Annotated in this window: 19 protein-coding genes and 1 pseudogene; 18 read left to right on the top strand and 2 right to left on the bottom strand. The window is 41.0% G+C overall.

Annotated features, from left to right (window positions below; all coding sequences use genetic code 11):
- The first annotated feature begins 171 nt into the window (after positions 1–171).
- The 8 genes from sleB (at position 172) to fni (ending at position 7,738) form a co-directional block, all read left to right on the top strand.
- The gene (gene sleB / locus D9X91_RS11275; protein WP_121680733.1) at positions 172–1,017 is read left to right on the top strand and encodes a spore cortex-lytic enzyme; all 846 of its coding nucleotides are present in this window, start codon (positions 172–174) and stop codon (positions 1,015–1,017) included.
- A 13-nt stretch (positions 1,018–1,030) separates the two neighbouring features.
- Positions 1,031–2,392, top strand: a complete 1,362-nt coding sequence (ypeB, locus tag D9X91_RS11280) for a germination protein YpeB (protein WP_121680734.1) — start codon at positions 1,031–1,033, stop codon at positions 2,390–2,392.
- A 656-nt stretch (positions 2,393–3,048) separates the two neighbouring features.
- The gene (locus tag D9X91_RS11285; RefSeq protein ID WP_121680735.1) at positions 3,049–3,708 is read left to right on the top strand and encodes a flagellar brake protein; all 660 of its coding nucleotides are present in this window, start codon (positions 3,049–3,051) and stop codon (positions 3,706–3,708) included.
- A gap of 115 nt (positions 3,709–3,823) precedes the next feature.
- Positions 3,824–4,009, top strand: a complete 186-nt coding sequence (locus tag D9X91_RS11290; protein WP_121680736.1) for a DUF5359 family protein — start codon at positions 3,824–3,826, stop codon at positions 4,007–4,009.
- Between the two features lie 141 nt (positions 4,010–4,150).
- Positions 4,151–4,825, top strand: a complete 675-nt coding sequence (gene cmk, locus D9X91_RS11295) for a (d)CMP kinase (protein ID WP_121680737.1) — start codon at positions 4,151–4,153, stop codon at positions 4,823–4,825.
- Between the two features lie 2 nt (positions 4,826–4,827).
- The gene (locus D9X91_RS11300; protein WP_121680738.1) at positions 4,828–5,412 is read left to right on the top strand and encodes a lysophospholipid acyltransferase family protein; all 585 of its coding nucleotides are present in this window, start codon (positions 4,828–4,830) and stop codon (positions 5,410–5,412) included.
- A gap of 121 nt (positions 5,413–5,533) precedes the next feature.
- Positions 5,534–6,670 carry a 30S ribosomal protein S1 gene (gene rpsA / locus D9X91_RS11305; protein ID WP_121680739.1) on the top strand — a complete coding sequence of 379 codons (1,137 nt, stop codon included), beginning with the start codon at positions 5,534–5,536 and terminating at the stop codon, positions 6,668–6,670.
- A 12-nt stretch (positions 6,671–6,682) separates the two neighbouring features.
- Positions 6,683–7,738, top strand: coding sequence for a type 2 isopentenyl-diphosphate Delta-isomerase (gene fni, locus D9X91_RS11310; protein WP_121680740.1), 1,056 nt, complete (start codon positions 6,683–6,685; stop codon positions 7,736–7,738).
- A gap of 80 nt (positions 7,739–7,818) precedes the next feature.
- On the opposite strand, the gene D9X91_RS11315 is transcribed toward fni, so the two are convergent.
- Positions 7,819–7,953 carry a YpzI family protein gene (locus D9X91_RS11315; RefSeq protein ID WP_121680741.1) on the bottom strand — a complete coding sequence of 45 codons (135 nt, stop codon included), beginning with the start codon at positions 7,951–7,953 and terminating at the stop codon, positions 7,819–7,821.
- Between the two features lie 141 nt (positions 7,954–8,094).
- Between D9X91_RS11315 and D9X91_RS11320 the strand changes: the two genes are divergently transcribed.
- The 6 genes from D9X91_RS11320 to spoIVA all read left to right on the top strand — a co-directional run bounded on the left by D9X91_RS11320 (position 8,095) and on the right by spoIVA (position 14,175).
- Complete coding sequence (locus tag D9X91_RS11320; protein WP_121680742.1) at positions 8,095–8,700, top strand: YphA family membrane protein; 606 nt, start codon at positions 8,095–8,097, stop codon at positions 8,698–8,700.
- 180 nt (positions 8,701–8,880) lie between these two features.
- Positions 8,881–10,191, top strand: a complete 1,311-nt coding sequence (gene der / locus D9X91_RS11325) for a ribosome biogenesis GTPase Der (RefSeq protein ID WP_121680743.1) — start codon at positions 8,881–8,883, stop codon at positions 10,189–10,191.
- Positions 10,192–10,213: 22 nt separating this feature from the next.
- Entirely contained in the window at positions 10,214–11,266 is a 1,053-nt protein-coding gene (locus D9X91_RS11330) for an NAD(P)H-dependent glycerol-3-phosphate dehydrogenase (protein ID WP_121680744.1), read from the top strand.
- 290 nt (positions 11,267–11,556) lie between these two features.
- Positions 11,557–11,757 carry a DUF2768 domain-containing protein gene (locus D9X91_RS11335; protein ID WP_121680745.1) on the top strand — a complete coding sequence of 67 codons (201 nt, stop codon included), beginning with the start codon at positions 11,557–11,559 and terminating at the stop codon, positions 11,755–11,757.
- A 104-nt stretch (positions 11,758–11,861) separates the two neighbouring features.
- Complete coding sequence (locus tag D9X91_RS11340) at positions 11,862–12,512, top strand: hypothetical protein (RefSeq protein ID WP_121680894.1); 651 nt, start codon at positions 11,862–11,864, stop codon at positions 12,510–12,512.
- Positions 12,513–12,696: 184 nt separating this feature from the next.
- Positions 12,697–14,175, top strand: coding sequence for a stage IV sporulation protein A (gene spoIVA, locus D9X91_RS11345; RefSeq protein ID WP_121680746.1), 1,479 nt, complete (start codon positions 12,697–12,699; stop codon positions 14,173–14,175).
- Positions 14,176–14,375: 200 nt separating this feature from the next.
- Here spoIVA and D9X91_RS11350 read toward each other — a convergent pair.
- A pseudogene (locus tag D9X91_RS11350) lies at positions 14,376–14,572 on the bottom strand (IS5/IS1182 family transposase); the annotation flags it as partial.
- Positions 14,573–15,190: 618 nt separating this feature from the next.
- Here D9X91_RS11350 and D9X91_RS11360 point away from each other — a divergent pair.
- The 4 genes from D9X91_RS11360 to D9X91_RS11375 all read left to right on the top strand — a co-directional run bounded on the left by D9X91_RS11360 (position 15,191) and on the right by D9X91_RS11375 (position 17,544).
- Positions 15,191–15,463, top strand: a complete 273-nt coding sequence (locus D9X91_RS11360) for an HU family DNA-binding protein (RefSeq protein WP_121680748.1) — start codon at positions 15,191–15,193, stop codon at positions 15,461–15,463.
- A gap of 202 nt (positions 15,464–15,665) precedes the next feature.
- Positions 15,666–16,232 (top strand): GTP cyclohydrolase I FolE, encoded by a 567-nt coding sequence (folE, locus tag D9X91_RS11365; protein ID WP_121680749.1) that lies wholly within the window; start codon positions 15,666–15,668, stop codon positions 16,230–16,232.
- 127 nt (positions 16,233–16,359) lie between these two features.
- A complete protein-coding gene (gene mtrB, locus D9X91_RS11370; protein ID WP_267900813.1) occupies positions 16,360–16,590 on the top strand; it encodes a trp RNA-binding attenuation protein MtrB in 231 nt (76 codons plus the stop codon).
- Positions 16,591–16,719: 129 nt separating this feature from the next.
- The gene (locus tag D9X91_RS11375; protein WP_158598297.1) at positions 16,720–17,544 is read left to right on the top strand and encodes a heptaprenyl diphosphate synthase component 1; all 825 of its coding nucleotides are present in this window, start codon (positions 16,720–16,722) and stop codon (positions 17,542–17,544) included.
- The last annotated feature ends 1 nt before the right edge of the window (position 17,545 follow it).

Genomic DNA, 17,545 nt, shown 5'->3' on the forward strand with positions numbered 1-17,545 from the left:
GATTAATTTTTATCAGGAAAGTTGTTAAAAACAACATTTTTTTAGTTTACATGCTTTGCTGAGGGCAATCATTTCTTCCCTCTTGGAGAAAGAAAGCTTCTTTTGAATAAAATGACTGCAAAAACAGAAACTACTGTTAATGTTAAAACATCATTTGGAGGTTCAGGCAAAATGAAGAATGGCACACTTTATGGAAAAGCACTAAGCAGCATCCTGATATGCGTCTTGTTGTTATCCCTTTCACCCATCAATCAACCTGCACAAGCATTTACGAATCAAGTGATCCAAAGAGGAGCGGTTGGTGATGATGTGATCGAGTTGCAGGCCCGTCTGCAATACATAGGGTATTATACAGGGCAGATCGATGGAGTATTCGGCTGGGGGACGTACTGGGCTTTAAGGAATTTCCAACAGAAGTTCGGACTTCCCGTTGACGGGCTGGGCGGTTTGAAGACCAGACAGAAACTTGTTAAAGCTTCACAATATGATGAACAATATGTCAAAAATCACATTAACACAGGGAAGAAATTTACCTACTATGGTGGCGTTGATCGTGGCAAACAGGGAGGAGGGGCAGGTACTGCAACGGGTGGAAACAAGGGCGCCGCCAAAAAGCCATCAACAGCCGCGAAATCTACAGCAGTCAATACACCTAACGGATATTCCCAAAATGATATCCAATTATTGGCGAATGCAGTGTATGGTGAGTCACGCGGTGAGCCGTACGAAGGACAAGTTGCAGTGGCTGCAGTCATCCTGAACCGAATTGATAGTCCTGAGTTTCCAAATACAATTTCGGGAGTGATTTTCGAGCCGGGAGCTTTTACTGCTGTAGCAGATGGGCAAATCTGGCTGACTCCGAATGAAACAGCCAAAAAAGCTGTTATTGATGCTATCAATGGCTGGGATCCATCAGGAAGTGCCCTGTATTATTTCAATCCTGCCACCGCCACCAGCGGATGGATTTGGTCAAGACCACAAATCAAACAAATAGGAAAGCACATTTTCTGTAAATAAACGAGGTGATAAAATGATTAGATCAATTTTGATTGCTATACTTGTAATCGGAGTTGCAGGAGCAGCGTATTGGGGTTACCAAGAGCATCAAGAAAAAAACGCCATCCTCATCAATGCGGAAAACAATTATCAGCGGGCATTTCATGATTTAACCTATCAAATGGATCTGCTCCATGATAAGATTGGGACCACCTTAGCAATGAATTCGCGCAAATCTCTTTCTCCAGCATTGACGGATGTGTGGCGATTGACATCCCAAGCTCATGGAGATGTGGGGCAGTTGCCGCTCACATTGCTTCCATTCAATAAAACTGAAGCGTTTCTTTCGAACATAGGAAACTTCAGTTATCGTACAAGTGTAAGGGATTTGGACAAGAAACCGTTGTCCGATAAAGAATATGCCCAATTGGATCATCTATATAAACAAAGTGAGGACATTCAAAACGAACTTAGACGCGTCCAACATTTGGTCATTAAAAATAAACTGCGATGGATGGACGTAGAAATGGCGCTGGCAAATAATCGCGAGAATGCAGATAATACCATCATTGATGGATTCAAAACGGTGGAAAAGAAGGTCGAAGGCTATGAAGAAACGAATATCGGCGGACCTTCATTTGTGAATTATCAAAATAAGGACAAAAACTATAAATATTTGAATGGAAAGACGATTTCCAAACAACAAGCCGTTGAAGTGGCTAGAAAATATGCAAGCATGCCCAAAACGAAAAATGTCAAAGTTACTGACAACGGAAAAGGTTCAGCCTATGACTTTTATAGTGTTCTTCTAAAAAATTCAAAAGGGCAGGAAGCCAGTCTTGATATTACCAAAAAAGGCGGATATCCTATCTATCTTATTCAAAGCAGAAAAATCAATAAACAGAAGATCAGTTTGAATGATGCAGCAAATAGAGCGGCTGATTTCTTGAAAAAGAATAATTATAAGGATCTTGAGCTGTTTGAAAGTTCCCAGTATGATACGATTGGTGTCTTTTCATTCGTGCAGACGGTGAATGGTGTCCGAATATATCCAGACGCAATAAAGATGAAGGTCGCCTTGGATAATGGGCAGGTTGTGGGCTTCGCTGCAGAGGATTTCCTCATGAGCCACCATACTAGAAACATTCCTAAGCCAACAATAACGAAAGAAGATGCAAAAGGATATTTAAATCCGAAATTGAAAGTGATGGAAGAACGTCAGGCAATCATCATCAATGAGCTTGGCGAGGAAGTGCTATGCTACGAATTTATGGGTACGCTTGGCAAAGATACCTATCGGATTTTTATCAATGCAAATGACGGCACTGAAGAAAAAGTCGAAAAACTGAAAAATGCTGAGCCGATATATCGAGACCTAGTCAAAAATAAAGCATAGTGATTCAAGTGATATGAGAAATCCTTCCCATAGACGAGGCTGAGACAAAAGAGTTTTTATAAGAGAAAAACCCGAACTATAATCCGAAATCTTTCCTTAGACTTCGGATTCGTTCGGGCTTTTCATGTTTAAGAATGTTTGTAGATTTTAGCTTATTCTAGCTGTTGATTGGAGTGCAAGACGAAGACTACGGCGGGAAAAGCGGTAAAGGGGAGACCCCGCAGGAGCGCAGCGACGAGGAGGCTCCCCATACGCCCGCGGAAAGCGAAGTCTTGCGCGGAAATCAACAGCGGTGTAATAGAAACTAAAACCATGTTTTAGATATTGTTCGTCTATAGAGTGGAATGAATAAGTTGTGGCCCAGCCTCGTTTCTTTATGCTGTTTACTTAAAGATTGTTGTTAAAATCCTACCGTCGAATCTGACGTGAAAATAGCTATTTAACTCGTTTAATAGGTAAAGCAACAAAGTACGAGAAAAACAGCCTTTTTTCAGGACCTGTTTGTGGATGAGTTCGGGATGTGCGAAACTCCGGAGAGGTAAGGGGGGGGGATCCTTTGTTGTACCAACTGAAAACGGAAAGTTGTAGAAAGATTTCGAAATAAATGACATAATGGAAAAAAATGATATTGATAAAATAGGAAGGAATAGATCTTCATGTTGAAAATCGGGTCGATATTGAATCTGGAGCCTAATAAAACATCACCAAAAGAAAAGTTCAAATGCAAAGTGCATGATATTCAGGAGTCGAAAATCCTCATTGATTATCCAGTAAATCTAGAAACAGACCGTACTATTTTTCTATTGGACGGCATGCAGCTGACAGCAAGCTTTGTCAATGATGACGGATCAGCTTTTATGTTCGAGACAGAAGTGCTTGGCAGAAGAAAAAATACCATCCCCCTTATTGTCTTGCATTTTCCCGGCAATGAGAAATTGATCAAGATTCAAAGGAGAAAATTTGTAAGGATTGAGACGTCCGTCGATGTTTCAGTAAAGCTTAATTTCAATGGGGCATTCGTTGAATTCACTTCGATCACGAATGACGTAAGTGCAGGAGGGTGTGCATTGATCCTCCCGAGGAATCACAGCGTAAAGAAAGGGATGGAAGGTAATATTTGGCTGGTGCTGCCGATGCAGTCAGGTGACATCCATTACTTGCACCTTCAATGCAAAGTTGCAAGGATCGGCGAGGAAAACCATAAACAGATCGCATCCATCCAGTTTGAAAATGTCCCCAACCATGAGCAGCAAATATTATTTCGATTCTGCTTCGATAGACAACTATCAATGAAAAGAAAAGGCGTGTTAAGTTAACCCAAATCCCGCTGAAATAATATTCTGCTGCTTAATGAGTCATTAAAGCTGGAAATAGTATAATATAATTTTTTCCCTCCCATACTAGATAAAAAGAAAAAGTGGGAGTGACGTCATGAGGACAATCGAAAGATGGATCATTAAATTAGCCATCATCCAATTCATTATTTTAATCATATCTCAATTCATTCTACATGACTTGCACATGTTCCCCCAAATGAATAAAATCATGTTATATGAGGGTGTTCAAAAATTGAACTATACTGAAATCAAAGAAACAATTGAAGGGATGACACGTTAATATCGTTCATTTCAGTCTGACAGGTTGAAACCTGTCTTTTTTGTTTTTCAATCTGAAGCGATGTTCGTATGCCATAATTCTATGGTAGAATAATGGAGACAATTATAGAATAAGCAAGAAGGAAAAGAATAGGTGGTCAAAATGGAAAAAAAAATTAAAATTGCAATAGATGGACCGGCAGCAGCTGGAAAAAGCACAGTCGCAAAAATTGTTGCTGAAAATTTCTCTTATGTATATATCGATACTGGTGCTATGTATCGGGCATTGACCTATTATGCTCTTCAAAAAGAATTGAACCTTAAGGATGAAGCGGAATTACTCAATGGTCTGCATGAAATCGAAATCATTTTAAGTCCTGGTGAAAATGGACAATCAGTATATATCAATGATCAAGACGTTACTTCAGAAATCCGATATGCGAATGTAACGAATCAAGTTTCCATTGTTGCAAAACATCGGATGGTCCGTGAAGAAATGGTGAAAAGGCAGCAGAAATTCGCCCAAAGCGGAGGAGTAGTGATGGATGGACGTGATATCGGTACACATGTTCTTCCAAACGCCGAACTGAAAGTGTTTTTATTAGCCTCCGTCGAAGAGCGGGCAAAAAGAAGACATGAAGAAAACCAGGCAAAAGGTTTTGAATCCAATTTAGAAATATTGATGGAAGAGATTGAGCGGCGCGATCAACTCGATTCAGAAAGAGAAGTTGCACCATTGAAAAAGGCTGAAGATGCAATAGAAATTGACACCACTTCCTTGTCGATCGAAGAAGTGGTAGCGAAAATCATTGACTTGGCGCAAGAAAGGGTTCGGTGAGGATGACTTTTTACACGATTGCGAGAGGCATCGTTGCAGCTGTAGTAAAACCTCTATATAGAATAGAAGTGATTGGGGCTGAGAAGATTCCTGTAGATGGTGGTGTACTGATTTGTTCTAATCATATCAATAATTTCGATCCACTTTCTGTGGGGACTTCAGTAAAGCGTCCAGTTTGTTTTATGGCAAAGGAAGAGCTGTTTAAAGTCCCTGTCCTTGGAAAGATCGTTGCCAACCTTAACGCTTTTCCTGTGAAACGGGGGATGAGCGACAGGGAAGCTCTCAGAAGGGGGCTTGCAGTTTTAAAAGAAGGAAAGGTTTTAGGTTTGTTTCCTGAGGGTACACGAAGTAAGACCGGCAAGCTTGGAAAAGGTCTGGCCGGGGCAGGCTTCTTTGCACTCAGGACTAATGCTGCAGTTGTACCTTGTGCGGTCATCGGAGAATACAAAGCGCTGAAAAAAGTAAAGGTGGTCTTTGGCGATCCCATTGATATGCTTCCTTTAAGAGAGGGAAAAGCATCAGCTGAAGAAGCAACCGAAGTCATCATGGCGTATATCAGCGACTTAATAGAAAAACATCAGAGATAAGCATCTTTACTTGACAAAAGACTCCATTTGTTAGAAGTTAATAGAAAGAGTATTTTTTTGAATAATGTGATTACTACTCACATTTGCATATTTTCAGCAGTTGGACTAAGGAGGAGTACATATGGCAGATGACATGAATCAAGTTGAGGTAAAATCCTTTGCAGAAGGTGATAAAGTAAAGGCAACAGTAACAAAGGTCGAGGAAAAACAAGTCCTTGTGGATATCGAGGGCAGCAAGCTTGACGGCATTGTTCCAATTAGTGAATTGTCTAGTCTTCATGTGGAAAAAGCTTCTGATGTAGTGAATGAAGGCGATGAATTAGACCTGATCGTAACGAAGATAGAGGAAGACTTGTTAGTCCTTTCCAAGAGGAAAGTGGACGCTGAAAAAGCTTGGGACGAAATGAAAAATCTTTTCGAATCAGGCAAGATATTCGATGCTGAGGTAAAGGATGTCGTGAAAGGCGGTTTGGTCGTAGACTTGGGAGTGCGTGGATTTGTTCCAGCTTCATTAGTTGAAGACTACTATGTTGAAGACTTTTCCGATTACAAAGGAAGAACTTTATCTTTTAAAATCGTAGAATTGGATCAGGAAAAAAACCGTTTGATCCTTTCACACCGTGCAGTTGTTGAGGTTGAAAAAGAAGAAAAGAAAAAAGATCTTCTAGAAAAATTGGAAGCCGGCCAAGTGCTTGAAGGAAAAGTTCAAAGAATTACCGACTTTGGTGCGTTTGTAGATATTGGCGGAGTAGATGGACTTGTCCATATTTCCCAATTATCGCATGAGCACGTTGAAAAACCTTCTGATGTCGTTTCTGAAGGTGATGCAGTCAAGGTCAAAATCTTGTCGGTGGACCGCGACAATGAACGAATTTCATTATCCATTAAAGAAACCCAACCTGGTCCATGGACGAACTTGAGCGAAAAAGCTCCAAAAGGCCAAGTATTGAATGGTGTTGTCAAAAGGATTGTATCTTATGGCGCTTTTGTTGAGGTTTTCCCGGGAGTTGAAGGCCTTGTGCATATTTCTCAAATTTCCCATAAGCATATCGCAACACCGCATGAAGTATTAAAAGAAGGTCAAGAAGTTGAAGTTAAGGTCCTTGATGTCAATGAGGGAGAGCAAAGATTGTCGCTCAGCATGAAAGAGCTTGAAGAAAAAGCTTCAACAGAAGACCTGAAATATGAAATGCCTGAAGAAAATACAGGTTTCCAATTAGGAGAAATGATTGGGGACAAATTAAAAGACTTAAAGTAATGGTGATTGTAATTGACAAGAGCAAAGCGTAAATTAGAGCATATTCAATATGCATTGACTACAGGGCAGAAACGCCGATCAGGCTTTGATGATATTGCTTTTGTACACCAAAGCTTACCTGAATTATCGATGAGTGATATACATCTAAACACGACAATAGGCGAACTTTCTTTAAGTTCGCCTATTTTTATCAATGCGATGACGGGTGGCGGAGGCGAAAATACAAAAGAGATCAATCAAAAATTAGCAGTGTCCGCTCGTGAGGCAAACGTCGCCATCGCGGTCGGTTCCCAAATGGCAGCAATCAAAGATAAATCCGAACGGTCCACTTATGAAATCGTCCGAAAAGAAAATCCGAACGGGGTGATCTTCGCAAACCTTGGAAGCGAAGCGACTGTTGCCCAGGCAGAAATGGCAGTGGAGATGGTTGAAGCAGACGCTCTGCAAATTCACTTAAATGTTGTCCAGGAGTTGACGATGCCTGAAGGAGACCGAGATTTCAAAGGGGCCCTTGACCGAATTCAGCATATCGCATCTGCTTTGCCAATTCCTGTTTTTGTGAAAGAAACAGGGTTTGGCATCAGCCAAGAAACGGCCATTAAACTTGCTTCTGCAGGTGCAGCAGGGATTGATGTCGGAGGCTTTGGCGGGACGAACTTTGCGGAAATAGAAAATGAAAGACGGCAGCGGAAACTCCACTATTTTAATGATTGGGGAATTCCTACTGCGGCTGCCATTGTGGAAGCATCCCGGACAAATTCACAATTGAGCATCCTTGGATCTGGAGGCATTCAGCATGCCGGGGATATTGTGAAGGCTTTGGCGCTGGGGGCTGATGCTGCTGGGATGGCTGGATTCATATTAAAGGTACTAACGGATGAAGGCGAAGAAGGATTGATTAAAGAATTGAATTTCATCCAAGAAGATATGAAAATGCTCATGTGTTCCCTTGGAGCTGCTAATATCCCTTCTCTTCAGAAAGCCTCGATGATTATCAGCGGAAACACCTACCATTGGCTGAGCCAAAGAGGATTCAATCCTGAACAATATAGCCGAAGGCAAATATAAAGGCTTGCCGGAAAGATGCTTAAAAATCTTTCCGGCAAGCCTTTTTGATTGTCTCAGTACCGCCAATTGTGTCTTATCCGTCACCCTCGCTGGCGATTTCTCGCTTCCTGTGGCCCTTCCAACGAAGTTGCTCCTTTTTTATTAAGTGCCTGATCTCGGTCGGATTCTACCCTTTTTGATGCCTTCAACTTTTTTTCCTGTCTGTCTTTTCCCATGGGACACCTCCTATCTGTAAGTTTTCCCAACAATATAACAATATGCAGGCATAACTTCTGAATTTTTTTTCCATAATGAAAATGAAAAGCAAAATCAGCCTCTAGCTGCCGGAGCTGGATTGGAATATTGGGAGGTGTGTCATGCCGGGAATATTTTATTTGTGGTTGTTGTGGGGAGTTTGGGTTTTGGGAACATTTTTTATGGAGAGAAATAAACGGGAGCGTTTTTTTCTTTCGTTCATTTCGCTTCTCCTGTTGATTACTTTTCCTTATGTAGTGGAATTCAAGGATTATCAGATACAAGTTCCTGCAATTATCTTGGCCATTATTTGTATTATTCAGATCTCAAAATATTCTTTTTTGGAAAAAATACATCTTTTGATTCGATATATTACCGTTTCTTTTGGCTATTCAGGTTTTTTATTCATGGCACTTTATGATCCTGTGTGGTTGATAGTTGAGAAGAAATATATGACAATAATTTTTTTGGTGATAATCATTCATTTGCTCGGATTTAAGGATCTGAAAAAAATGATGGTCTGTTTAATCATTTCAGTCACTCAAGGGGATATCATCTATTCTGTAGGGTTGGAGAGACTGGGGATTCCAACCGTGATCGGTGCACCTGATACGCTTGACACCTTGGCGCTTTCAAGCTTGGTCATCCTTATGGTTAAAGGATTTGCTGCAGCGGCATATTATTTAGAGTCGAAACAGCAGTTTGGAAAGAAACAAAAACAAATATGAAAATTATAGTATAATAAAAGACAGTAGAGATTATTGCCTATCCTACATTTTATTGATAGTATATAAAGGTTAGACCCTTCTGAATTAAGTAGAAGGGTTTTATTTATCGAAATTCACATTTGAAGGATAAATACAACAAAATTTTAATGAAACATGTCGTATTCAGAAAGGGTGAAGATCATGACAAAACCAGTTGTTGCAATTGTAGGACGTCCAAATGTAGGGAAGTCGACGATTTTTAATCGGATTGTTGGAGAACGCATCTCCATAGTCGAGGATATTCCCGGAGTTACCAGGGACCGCATCTATAGTAATGCAGAATGGCTTACTCATGAATTTAATATTATTGATACAGGCGGGATTGAAATCGGGGATGCTCCATTTATTGAACAAATCCGCCAACAGGCAGAAATCGCCATTGATGAGGCTGACGTCATCATTTTCTTGGTGAATGGCCGTGAAGGAGCAACAGCAGCAGATGAAGAGGTAGCGAAAATTCTTTATAGATCAAAAAAACCCGTTGTTTTAGCAGTCAATAAAGTTGACAATCCTGAGATGCGGGACCAAATATATGATTTTTATTCCTTGGGATTTGGGGACCCCCATCCGATATCAGGTTCCCACGGATTAGGACTTGGGGACTTGTTGGATGAAGTGGTAAGGGCTTTCCCTGCTCAACAAGAAGATGAATATAGCGAAGACGTCATTAAGTTCAGCTTGATTGGACGTCCAAACGTCGGGAAATCATCATTGTTTAATGCGCTTCTAGGTGAGGACCGTGTAATTGTCAGCGATATAGAGGGGACCACAAGGGATGCGGTCGATTCCGCATATTCCTTCGAAGGACAGGAATATGTCATTATCGATACTGCTGGTATGAGGAAAAAAGGTAAAGTTTATGAAAGTACTGAGAAATACAGTGTACTAAGGGCATTAAGAGCCATAGAGCGCTCTGATGTCGTCCTTGTGGTCTTGAATGGCGAAGAAGGGATAAGGGAGCAGGACAAACGTATTGCCGGATATGCCCATGAAGCGGGGCGGGCGGTCGTTATCGTCGTCAACAAGTGGGACGCAGTTGAGAAAGATGAGAAGACCATGAAGTTATTCGAACAAAATATTCGCGAGCATTTCCAATTTTTGAGTTATGCCCCGATTGTATTTGTTTCGGCCAAGACGAAAAAGCGTCTGCATACCTTGATGCCTGTCATCGACATGGCAAGTGAAAATCATTCATTAAGGGTCCAATCAAGTATCTTAAATGAAGTCATTATGGATGCCATTGCAATGAACCCGACTCCAACCGATAAAGGGAAACGTTTGAAGGTGTTTTATGCAACTCAAGTTGCCGTGAAGCCGCCTACTTTTGTCATTTTCGTCAACGAACCAGAACTTATGCATTTCTCTTATGAAAGATTTTTAGAAAATCGTATTCGTGAAGCGTTTGGTTTTGAAGGAACTCCGATTCGTATTATTTCAAGACATCGGAAATAATATTTGAAGCAGGTGAAAAAGGATGAAGCAGTCAAAAAAAATTGCGGTATTAGGAGCTGGAAGCTGGGGGACCGCATTGGCTATGGTTTTGGCGGACAATGGGCATGAAGTTCGTTTATGGGGGCATAATCCCAATCATATCAAAGAAATAAACGAGACGGGAATTAATCAAAAGTATCTTCCTGATATTGCTCTCCCTAAGGGGATCGTCGGGTATTCTGATTTAATTGCAGCAATGGAAAATGTTTCGACCATCATTTTGGCTGTGCCGACTAAAGCTATCAGGGAAGTGTTGAAAAAGGTACAGGCCATAATTGCAGATGAGGTCACGATTGTTCATGTAAGTAAAGGGATTGAACCAGACACCCATCTCCGCATTTCAGAGATGATCTTAGATGAGATGCCTAAAAGCCTTCTAAAGGACGTTGTCGTCTTATCAGGGCCAAGCCATGCCGAAGAAGTCAGTTTGCGGCACCCGACCACGGTCACCGTTTCTTCTGAAAATATGGACGCAGCCATAGAGATTCAAGATCTTTTCATGAATCATCATTTCCGGGTATATACCAATCCAGATATTATTGGAGTGGAAATAGGCGGGGCCTTGAAGAACATTATCGCCTTGGCAGCAGGAATTACAGATGGTTTGGGTTATGGAGATAATGCCAAGGCTGCGCTGATCACTAGAGGGCTTGCCGAGATTGCCAGACTGGGAACGAAGATGGGAGCCAATCCATTGACATTCTCAGGACTCACCGGAATCGGGGATTTGATCGTTACTTGTACAAGTGTGCACTCCCGAAACTGGAGAGCAGGCAACATGCTTGGCAAGGGATATAAGTTGGATGATGTCCTTTCAAGCATGGGAATGGTTGTAGAGGGCGTTAGGACGACAAAGGCAGCATATCAGCTTGCCAAAAAATTTGAAGTGAATATGCCCATCACAGAGGCTTTATACCACGTGCTCGTCAACGGAGAAAATCCAAAGGATGCAGTTGACCAACTCATGGCACGGGGAAAAACAAATGAAATGGATGATTTGGTAAATATTTTGGATGAACGTATATTCGAAGAATAGGCATTCGATGATGCGAAGTTCAAAAACTCGCATATGATGTATTTGAAGAATATTTGCTTCCTAACAGGGAATGGGTAATTGTCAAATAGGATGGGGCATGCAAAATAGCATGCCCCATTTTTTGTTCTATTTGTAACAGTCGCTGCCTGTGAACCGGGATTTGGACGTCATGCAATTCAAAGTTGTGCAGGATTTGCAAAAAATAGAATGGTTTCAAGTTGTTTTTAGAAATGTCATATTCTAGCTTGGCCCCGTATGATATAATAGCTTCGGAAAAAGGAGGGGTGCGTATGTCTGAAGGAATGTTAAAGATGTGGATATCATTCGCCGCGATGGGGCTGATGGCTCTATCGATCTTATCGATATACTTCAGCAGATATAAATTCAAGAATAGGATGTTGAAATTTCTTACTGCATTCATTGCATACATATGTTTAATTGTAGGCGGACTATTCATGGTCTATGTTGTTTTTTCAAATCCCAATGGCTGACAGTCCGAAGAATAAATTTAGCATAAGAAAGGGTGAGGCTAGCGTTGAAATCATGGTTGAAACTTTCCCTTCTATTTGCACTGGTTTTAACATTGAGCGGCTGCATGTATCCTGATGAAAATCTGTCAAAAAATCAAGTTCCTTATAAAGAACAGATCCAATCTGTCCAAACAGCAGTCAATCAATTCAGAGAAGCAAATGGAGGGATATTGCCAATTAAAACCAGGGACGCATCAACCCCCATTTATCAAAAATATCCGATTGATTTCCATCGTATAACACCAACATATATGGCGGAACCACCTGGGAATTCCTTTGAAAGCGGCGGGATATTTCAATATGTATTGATAAATGTAGAAAAAGATCCGACCGTGAAAATCTTTGATTTAAGAATTGCAGATAAGATCAGGGAATTGAATATCAGAATCCATGCTTTGGATTATCCTCCCTTCAAAGCTGAGGTTGCCAATAATGTGTATTCCCTTGACTACAAACAAATCGGCTATAAAGAAGAACAGTTTGTCACTTCACCGTACACACAAAATAATCTGCCATTTGTCATAAATGGAAGCGGAGACATATTTGTCGATTATCGCAGCGACCTTTTTGACGCACTGAAAAAAGAAAAGAATCTTTCCTTTAAATCCGGCGATGATATCAGGTCCATTTTGACGAAAAACTCGGACTTTGTTCCGGCGTACTCATTGCCCTATACGGTAGACGAAAAAAATGAACCTATCTTTATGACAAAATAGGCATAACCCTTCTCCAGCAAAATATATTGTTGGAGAAGGGTTTCTTTTTTGATTTTTAATAGAATAAGGGGGAAAAATTTATTATTTTTGTCATATCACAATAGGACAACATCATAAACATATACTGTCTAAAAATATTTTACGGATGAAATATCCCGGAACTCATTGAATGGGAGGGAATCTCTTGGAAAAGGTAGATATTTTTAAAGATATTGCCGAACGAACAGGCGGTGATATTTATTTAGGTGTAGTAGGTGCAGTAAGAACAGGAAAGTCGACATTCATCAAAAAATTCATGGAATTGGTCGTTTTGCCCAACATCTCCAATGAAGGGGAGCGTGCCCGTGCTCAAGATGAGCTGCCACAAAGTGCGGCAGGCAAAACCATCATGACGACAGAACCAAAGTTCGTTCCAAATCAAGCCATATCAGTTCATGTCGATGAAGGGCTTGAAGTGAATATCCGGCTGGTGGATTGTGTGGGATATACGGTACCTGGTGCAAAAGGATATGAGGATGAAAACGGTCCGAGAATGATTCACACTCCTTGGTACGAAGAGCCGATTCCATTTCATGAGGCAGCTGAAATTGGTACAAGGAAAGTGATTCAAGAACATTCAACGATTGGTGTAGTCATTACGACAGATGGAACAATCGGCGAAATTCCCCGCTATGATTATGTGGAAGCGGAAGAACGAGTGATCGAAGAACTAAAAGAGGTTGGGAAACCTTTTATCATGGTCATCAACAGTGCGAGGCCGCACCATCCCGAAACAGATTCCTTGCGCGTGAAACTGTCTGAAAAATATGATATCCCAGTCGTGGCCATGTCGGTCGAAAGCATGAGAGAGGGGGATGTCATAAATGTCCTACGTGAAGCACTCTTTGAATTCCCGGTTCTTGAAGTAAACGTAAATCTGCCAAGTTGGGTTATGGTGCTGCGTGAAAATCATTGGTTAAGGGAGAATTACCAAGAAGCGGTAAAGGAAACAGTCAAGGATATTAAGCGGTTGCGTGATGTGGATCGTGTTGTTCAATATTTCAGTGATTTCGAGTTCATTGAGAGAGCAGGGCTTGCAGGGATTGATATGGGCCAGGGTGTTGCAGAGATCGACCTATATGCTCCTGACGAGCTGTATGACGAAGTGCTGAAGGAAATTGTCGGAGTTGAAATTCGGGGGAAAGACCATTTATTGGAACTGATGCAGGATTTCGCTCATGCAAAAGCAGAATATGACCAGGTGTCTGATGCATTGAAAATGGTGAAACAAACAGGATATGGCATTGCAGCACCATCCTTGGCGGATATGAGCCTGGATGAACCGGAAATCATTCGGCAAGGCCATAGATTTGGCGTACGCTTGAAGGCTGTAGCTCCTTCGATTCATATGATTAAGGTCGATGTGGAATCAGAGTTCGCCCCAATCATTGGGACGGAAAAACAAAGCGAGGAACTTGTTCGCTACTTAATGCAGGATTTTGAAGATGACCCACTTTCCATTTGGAATTCGGATATTTTCGGGCGCAGCCTCAGTTCTCTTGTAAGGGAAGGGATTCAGGCTAAGCTGTCACTTATGCCTGAAAATGCGCGCTACAAACTAAAAGAGACACTGGAGCGAATCATCAACGAAGGCTCAGGTGGTTTGATTGCTATCATATTGTAAAAATAAACAGACCAAACGTCCAAAAGGCGTTTGGTCTAAGACTGTATCAATCTCGTAGAAGCGGGCTTGATACAGTCTTTTTTTATTACTCTAAGTAGCAAGGATGATTTACTCCGAGGGCGGGACCCGAACTACTTTTTACACATGGTTTTGTTCAGGTTGTTTTACGAGCTGTTCCAGGTCATCTGCGAACGTCTCTTTAAGTATTTGAACATGCGAATGGGGTCAATTGCGTTCCGGCCATTATCAAGACAATACTTATCCTTGAGCTTGTCGATAACAAAGGTAAATTCGACAAGATCATTCACCTTGCGTAATAAATTATCCTTTGGCACGATAAGGTCATAGAGACCAATATATTAGGACTTAACTTGATCGATTGTTGTATGGGCATCATTGGAACAAGACATCTCGAATAGAATATCTCTATTATAAAAAAGAACGTCCAAATCCCTTGAAAAGTTAGTGGATTTGGACGTTTTATAATTTTAAAAGTTAGGTTTGAAGCCCTAGTTGGTTGATTGGAACAGGAGGTGCTAGACTCCTCGAAAACACATGCGTATTTTTTTGTGCGGTGTTATTTCAGGGAAGTGAATTCAATGTCCTGCGGGATAAGCGTGACATGTGTGTCCCTGCAGGCGCTTTAGCGCGAGGAGGCTCGCCGCAGCCCTGCGGAAAGCGAAGCAACCTGGAGTGGAAATCAACCGGCCGATTTTTCAAAGCTATCCTTTAGGCGGTTTTTCAGTCGCCGCGGTCATTTTTTATCCATTTTTTCGGTTGACTTATTACATTTATGTTTCAAATAAGAAAAGATTCCCATTAATTGTGGAATTATTCTTGCTAAGCCAAATTTATTATGATAATCTTTTAACAGAATTGTTGTTGATGCCTTATACATCCACGATTCATGCGGTTTTTAAACATTTTTATGTATAGAATCCGTCAAAAATGTTTACAAATGTAATTAATAAGGAAACACAATTGATGAAAGACCATTTGGGAGGAGGTGAAAGGCATGAATAAGACAGAATTGATCAATGCTGTTGCAGAAGCAACTGAATTATCTAAAAAAGATGCTACTAAAGCAGTTGATGCTGTTTTCGAATCTATTCAAGATGCTTTAGCAAAAGGTGATAAAGTACAACTGATCGGATTCGGTAACTTCGAAGTTCGCGAACGCGCTGCACGTAAAGGACGCAACCCGCAAACTGGTGAAGAAATCGAAATCGCAGCAAGCAAAGTACCTGCATTCAAACCAGGTAAAGCGCTTAAAGAAGCTGTTAAGTAATTACATATTTCTTAAGCGTAGAAAAGAGGGCTGCCTGCAAAGGCGGCCCTCTTTTTCATAAAGTCATTTGTTATGATGTCCAGGTATGGAGAATTTATTCTTTTTTTCAGAACACTCGACTTTGCCGTGAATAATGGGTTGTGCTAAGATAAACAATGTTATTATCATATTGAATTAGCAGAATTCTTTAGGAGGAAAGGTTATGGCAGAGGTCAATCGTGCGCAGATCGAAGAGGCTGTGCGTTTAATATTAGATGCTATTGGCGAGGATCCACAAAGAGAAGGGTTGGAAGATACCCCTAAAAGAGTGGCTAAAATGTATGAAGAGGTATTCAGCGGATTAAACCAAGATCCGAAGGAATATTTTGATACCATTTTTGGGGAAGATCATGAAGAACTGGTTTTAGTCAAGGACATTCCATTCTATTCCATGTGTGAGCATCATTTAGTCCCGTTTTATGGGAAAGCCCATGTAGCATATATACCGAAGAACGGAAAGGTTACCGGGCTGAGTAAGCTGGCACGGGCAGTGGAAGCAGTGGCAAAACGGCCACAGCTTCAAGAAAGGATTACAGCAACTGTAGTCGAGGCGATTATGGAAAAGCTTGAGCCGCATGGTGCCATGGTGGTTGTCGAGGCAGAACATATGTGCATGACCATGAGGGGCGTCAAGAAACCTGGTTCAAAGACCATTACGACAGCCGTACGAGGGTCATTTGCTGAAGATCGACAGGCAAGGTCTGAAGTCCTTTCGCTGATCAAGCAATAAAATTGAATGTAACGGAAGCTGACTCCTAGTGACTGGCCGCGATCCTATTTTCAACAGCATGTTGTAGGATGAAGAAAGAGTCCGTTGTTCAAGAGTCAGCTATTATTCTTTTATAGAGGTGAGTAAATTGAAAGCGACATCCAATCAAAGCGATTATGTCGTCATAAAAGCAATGGACGACGGGGTCAATGTCATCGGATTGACAAGGGGCACAGACACAAGATTTCATCACTCCGAAAAGCTCGATAAAGGGGAAGTGATGATTGCTCAGTTTACAGAACACACCTCCGCCATTAAAATAAGAGGGAAAGCGAAAATCATGACGAGCATGGGTGAAATCGAAAGTGAGCATAAATGATTGATACACCATGGCGAATGTGCATTTCTCTCATGCCATTCGCTAGCCTTATCGAATTTATGATATAATTAGCAATGGCTTATACATATGAATGGATATTTTTCTGTACAGAAATGGGGAAAAAGGGTTATGAATTTGCAACAGAGCATGCAGCAAGTAGCGATTTTGAAAGAAAATCTGCAAAATAGGTTATCACATACATATCTTCAGCAATTCATTGAAAATCCTGTGATTGATGAAGACCGTATTTTGTTTTTTCTTTCGAGCATCCAGCATCTAGAATTAAAAGCTTCAGAAATAGAAAAATATGTTACTACGGCGATGCTGATACAAATAGCCCTGGATACCCATGAAAGAATAAATAACCAAAAGGAATCCCACTTCAAGAAACGGCAGCTGACTGTGCTTGCTGGAGATTATTTCAGCGGGCTATATTATAAGCTTTTGGCGGATGGAGAAAATGTGACTCTTGTCCGTACATTGGCACAAGGGATTAAACTCGTAAATGAACATAAAATTGCAATCTACGATAAAGAATGCCACTCCATTGAAGCATTCATGAACAGTCTGAAAAAAGTGGAAACTGCTATTTTAGAAAAGTTCTGTGAATACTTTAGCGAAAGAGAGAATCTCATACTTAAAATTGGTGAACAATTCTTATTCTTAAAGCGTCTGCTTGCAGAGAGGGAGCATTTTCTTAAATGGGGTACGTCCATATTGTTTGATGGATTAAAGAAGTTTTCTTTTCCGAAGCTTGATATGAAGCATGGGTTGTCGGATGAACAACAGAGGCTGCTTTTGAGAATATGCGAAAAGTATATCGACCATACGAAAGATATTCTTGAACAAATGCTTCTTTCGATTCCCGCACCAAATGAATATATCATTGAACGAATACAGCAAATAACGAAAAGACGGCCAGCGATCACTAATTTATTTGCAGAGGAAGGTTAAG

The organism is Falsibacillus albus (genome assembly GCF_003668575.1).
Lineage (GTDB): Bacteria > Bacillota > Bacilli > Bacillales > DSM-25281 > Falsibacillus > Falsibacillus albus.

Bases quoted from the DNA above. Each gene is read 5' to 3' on its own strand.
- D9X91_RS11340 (WP_121680894.1), top strand. From the start codon at position 11,862: ATGTATCCTGATGAAAATCTGTCAAAAAATCAAGTTCCTTATAAAGAA.
- D9X91_RS11300 (WP_121680738.1), top strand. From the start codon at position 4,828: ATGACTTTTTACACGATTGCGAGAGGCATCGTTGCAGCTGTAGTAAAA.
- D9X91_RS11375 (WP_158598297.1), top strand. From the start codon at position 16,720: ATGAATTTGCAACAGAGCATGCAGCAAGTAGCGATTTTGAAAGAAAAT.
- der (WP_121680743.1), top strand. From the start codon at position 8,881: ATGACAAAACCAGTTGTTGCAATTGTAGGACGTCCAAATGTAGGGAAG.
- folE (WP_121680749.1), top strand. From the start codon at position 15,666: ATGGCAGAGGTCAATCGTGCGCAGATCGAAGAGGCTGTGCGTTTAATA.
- D9X91_RS11320 (WP_121680742.1), top strand. From the start codon at position 8,095: ATGCCGGGAATATTTTATTTGTGGTTGTTGTGGGGAGTTTGGGTTTTG.
- D9X91_RS11360 (WP_121680748.1), top strand. From the start codon at position 15,191: ATGAATAAGACAGAATTGATCAATGCTGTTGCAGAAGCAACTGAATTA.
- ypeB (WP_121680734.1), top strand. From the start codon at position 1,031: ATGATTAGATCAATTTTGATTGCTATACTTGTAATCGGAGTTGCAGGA.
- D9X91_RS11290 (WP_121680736.1), top strand. From the start codon at position 3,824: ATGAGGACAATCGAAAGATGGATCATTAAATTAGCCATCATCCAATTC.
- D9X91_RS11335 (WP_121680745.1), top strand. From the start codon at position 11,557: ATGTCTGAAGGAATGTTAAAGATGTGGATATCATTCGCCGCGATGGGG.
- D9X91_RS11315 (WP_121680741.1), bottom strand. From the start codon at position 7,953: ATGGGAAAAGACAGACAGGAAAAAAAGTTGAAGGCATCAAAAAGGGTA.
- cmk (WP_121680737.1), top strand. From the start codon at position 4,151: ATGGAAAAAAAAATTAAAATTGCAATAGATGGACCGGCAGCAGCTGGA.
- D9X91_RS11285 (WP_121680735.1), top strand. From the start codon at position 3,049: ATGTTGAAAATCGGGTCGATATTGAATCTGGAGCCTAATAAAACATCA.
- rpsA (WP_121680739.1), top strand. From the start codon at position 5,534: ATGGCAGATGACATGAATCAAGTTGAGGTAAAATCCTTTGCAGAAGGT.
- sleB (WP_121680733.1), top strand. From the start codon at position 172: ATGAAGAATGGCACACTTTATGGAAAAGCACTAAGCAGCATCCTGATA.
- D9X91_RS11330 (WP_121680744.1), top strand. From the start codon at position 10,214: ATGAAGCAGTCAAAAAAAATTGCGGTATTAGGAGCTGGAAGCTGGGGG.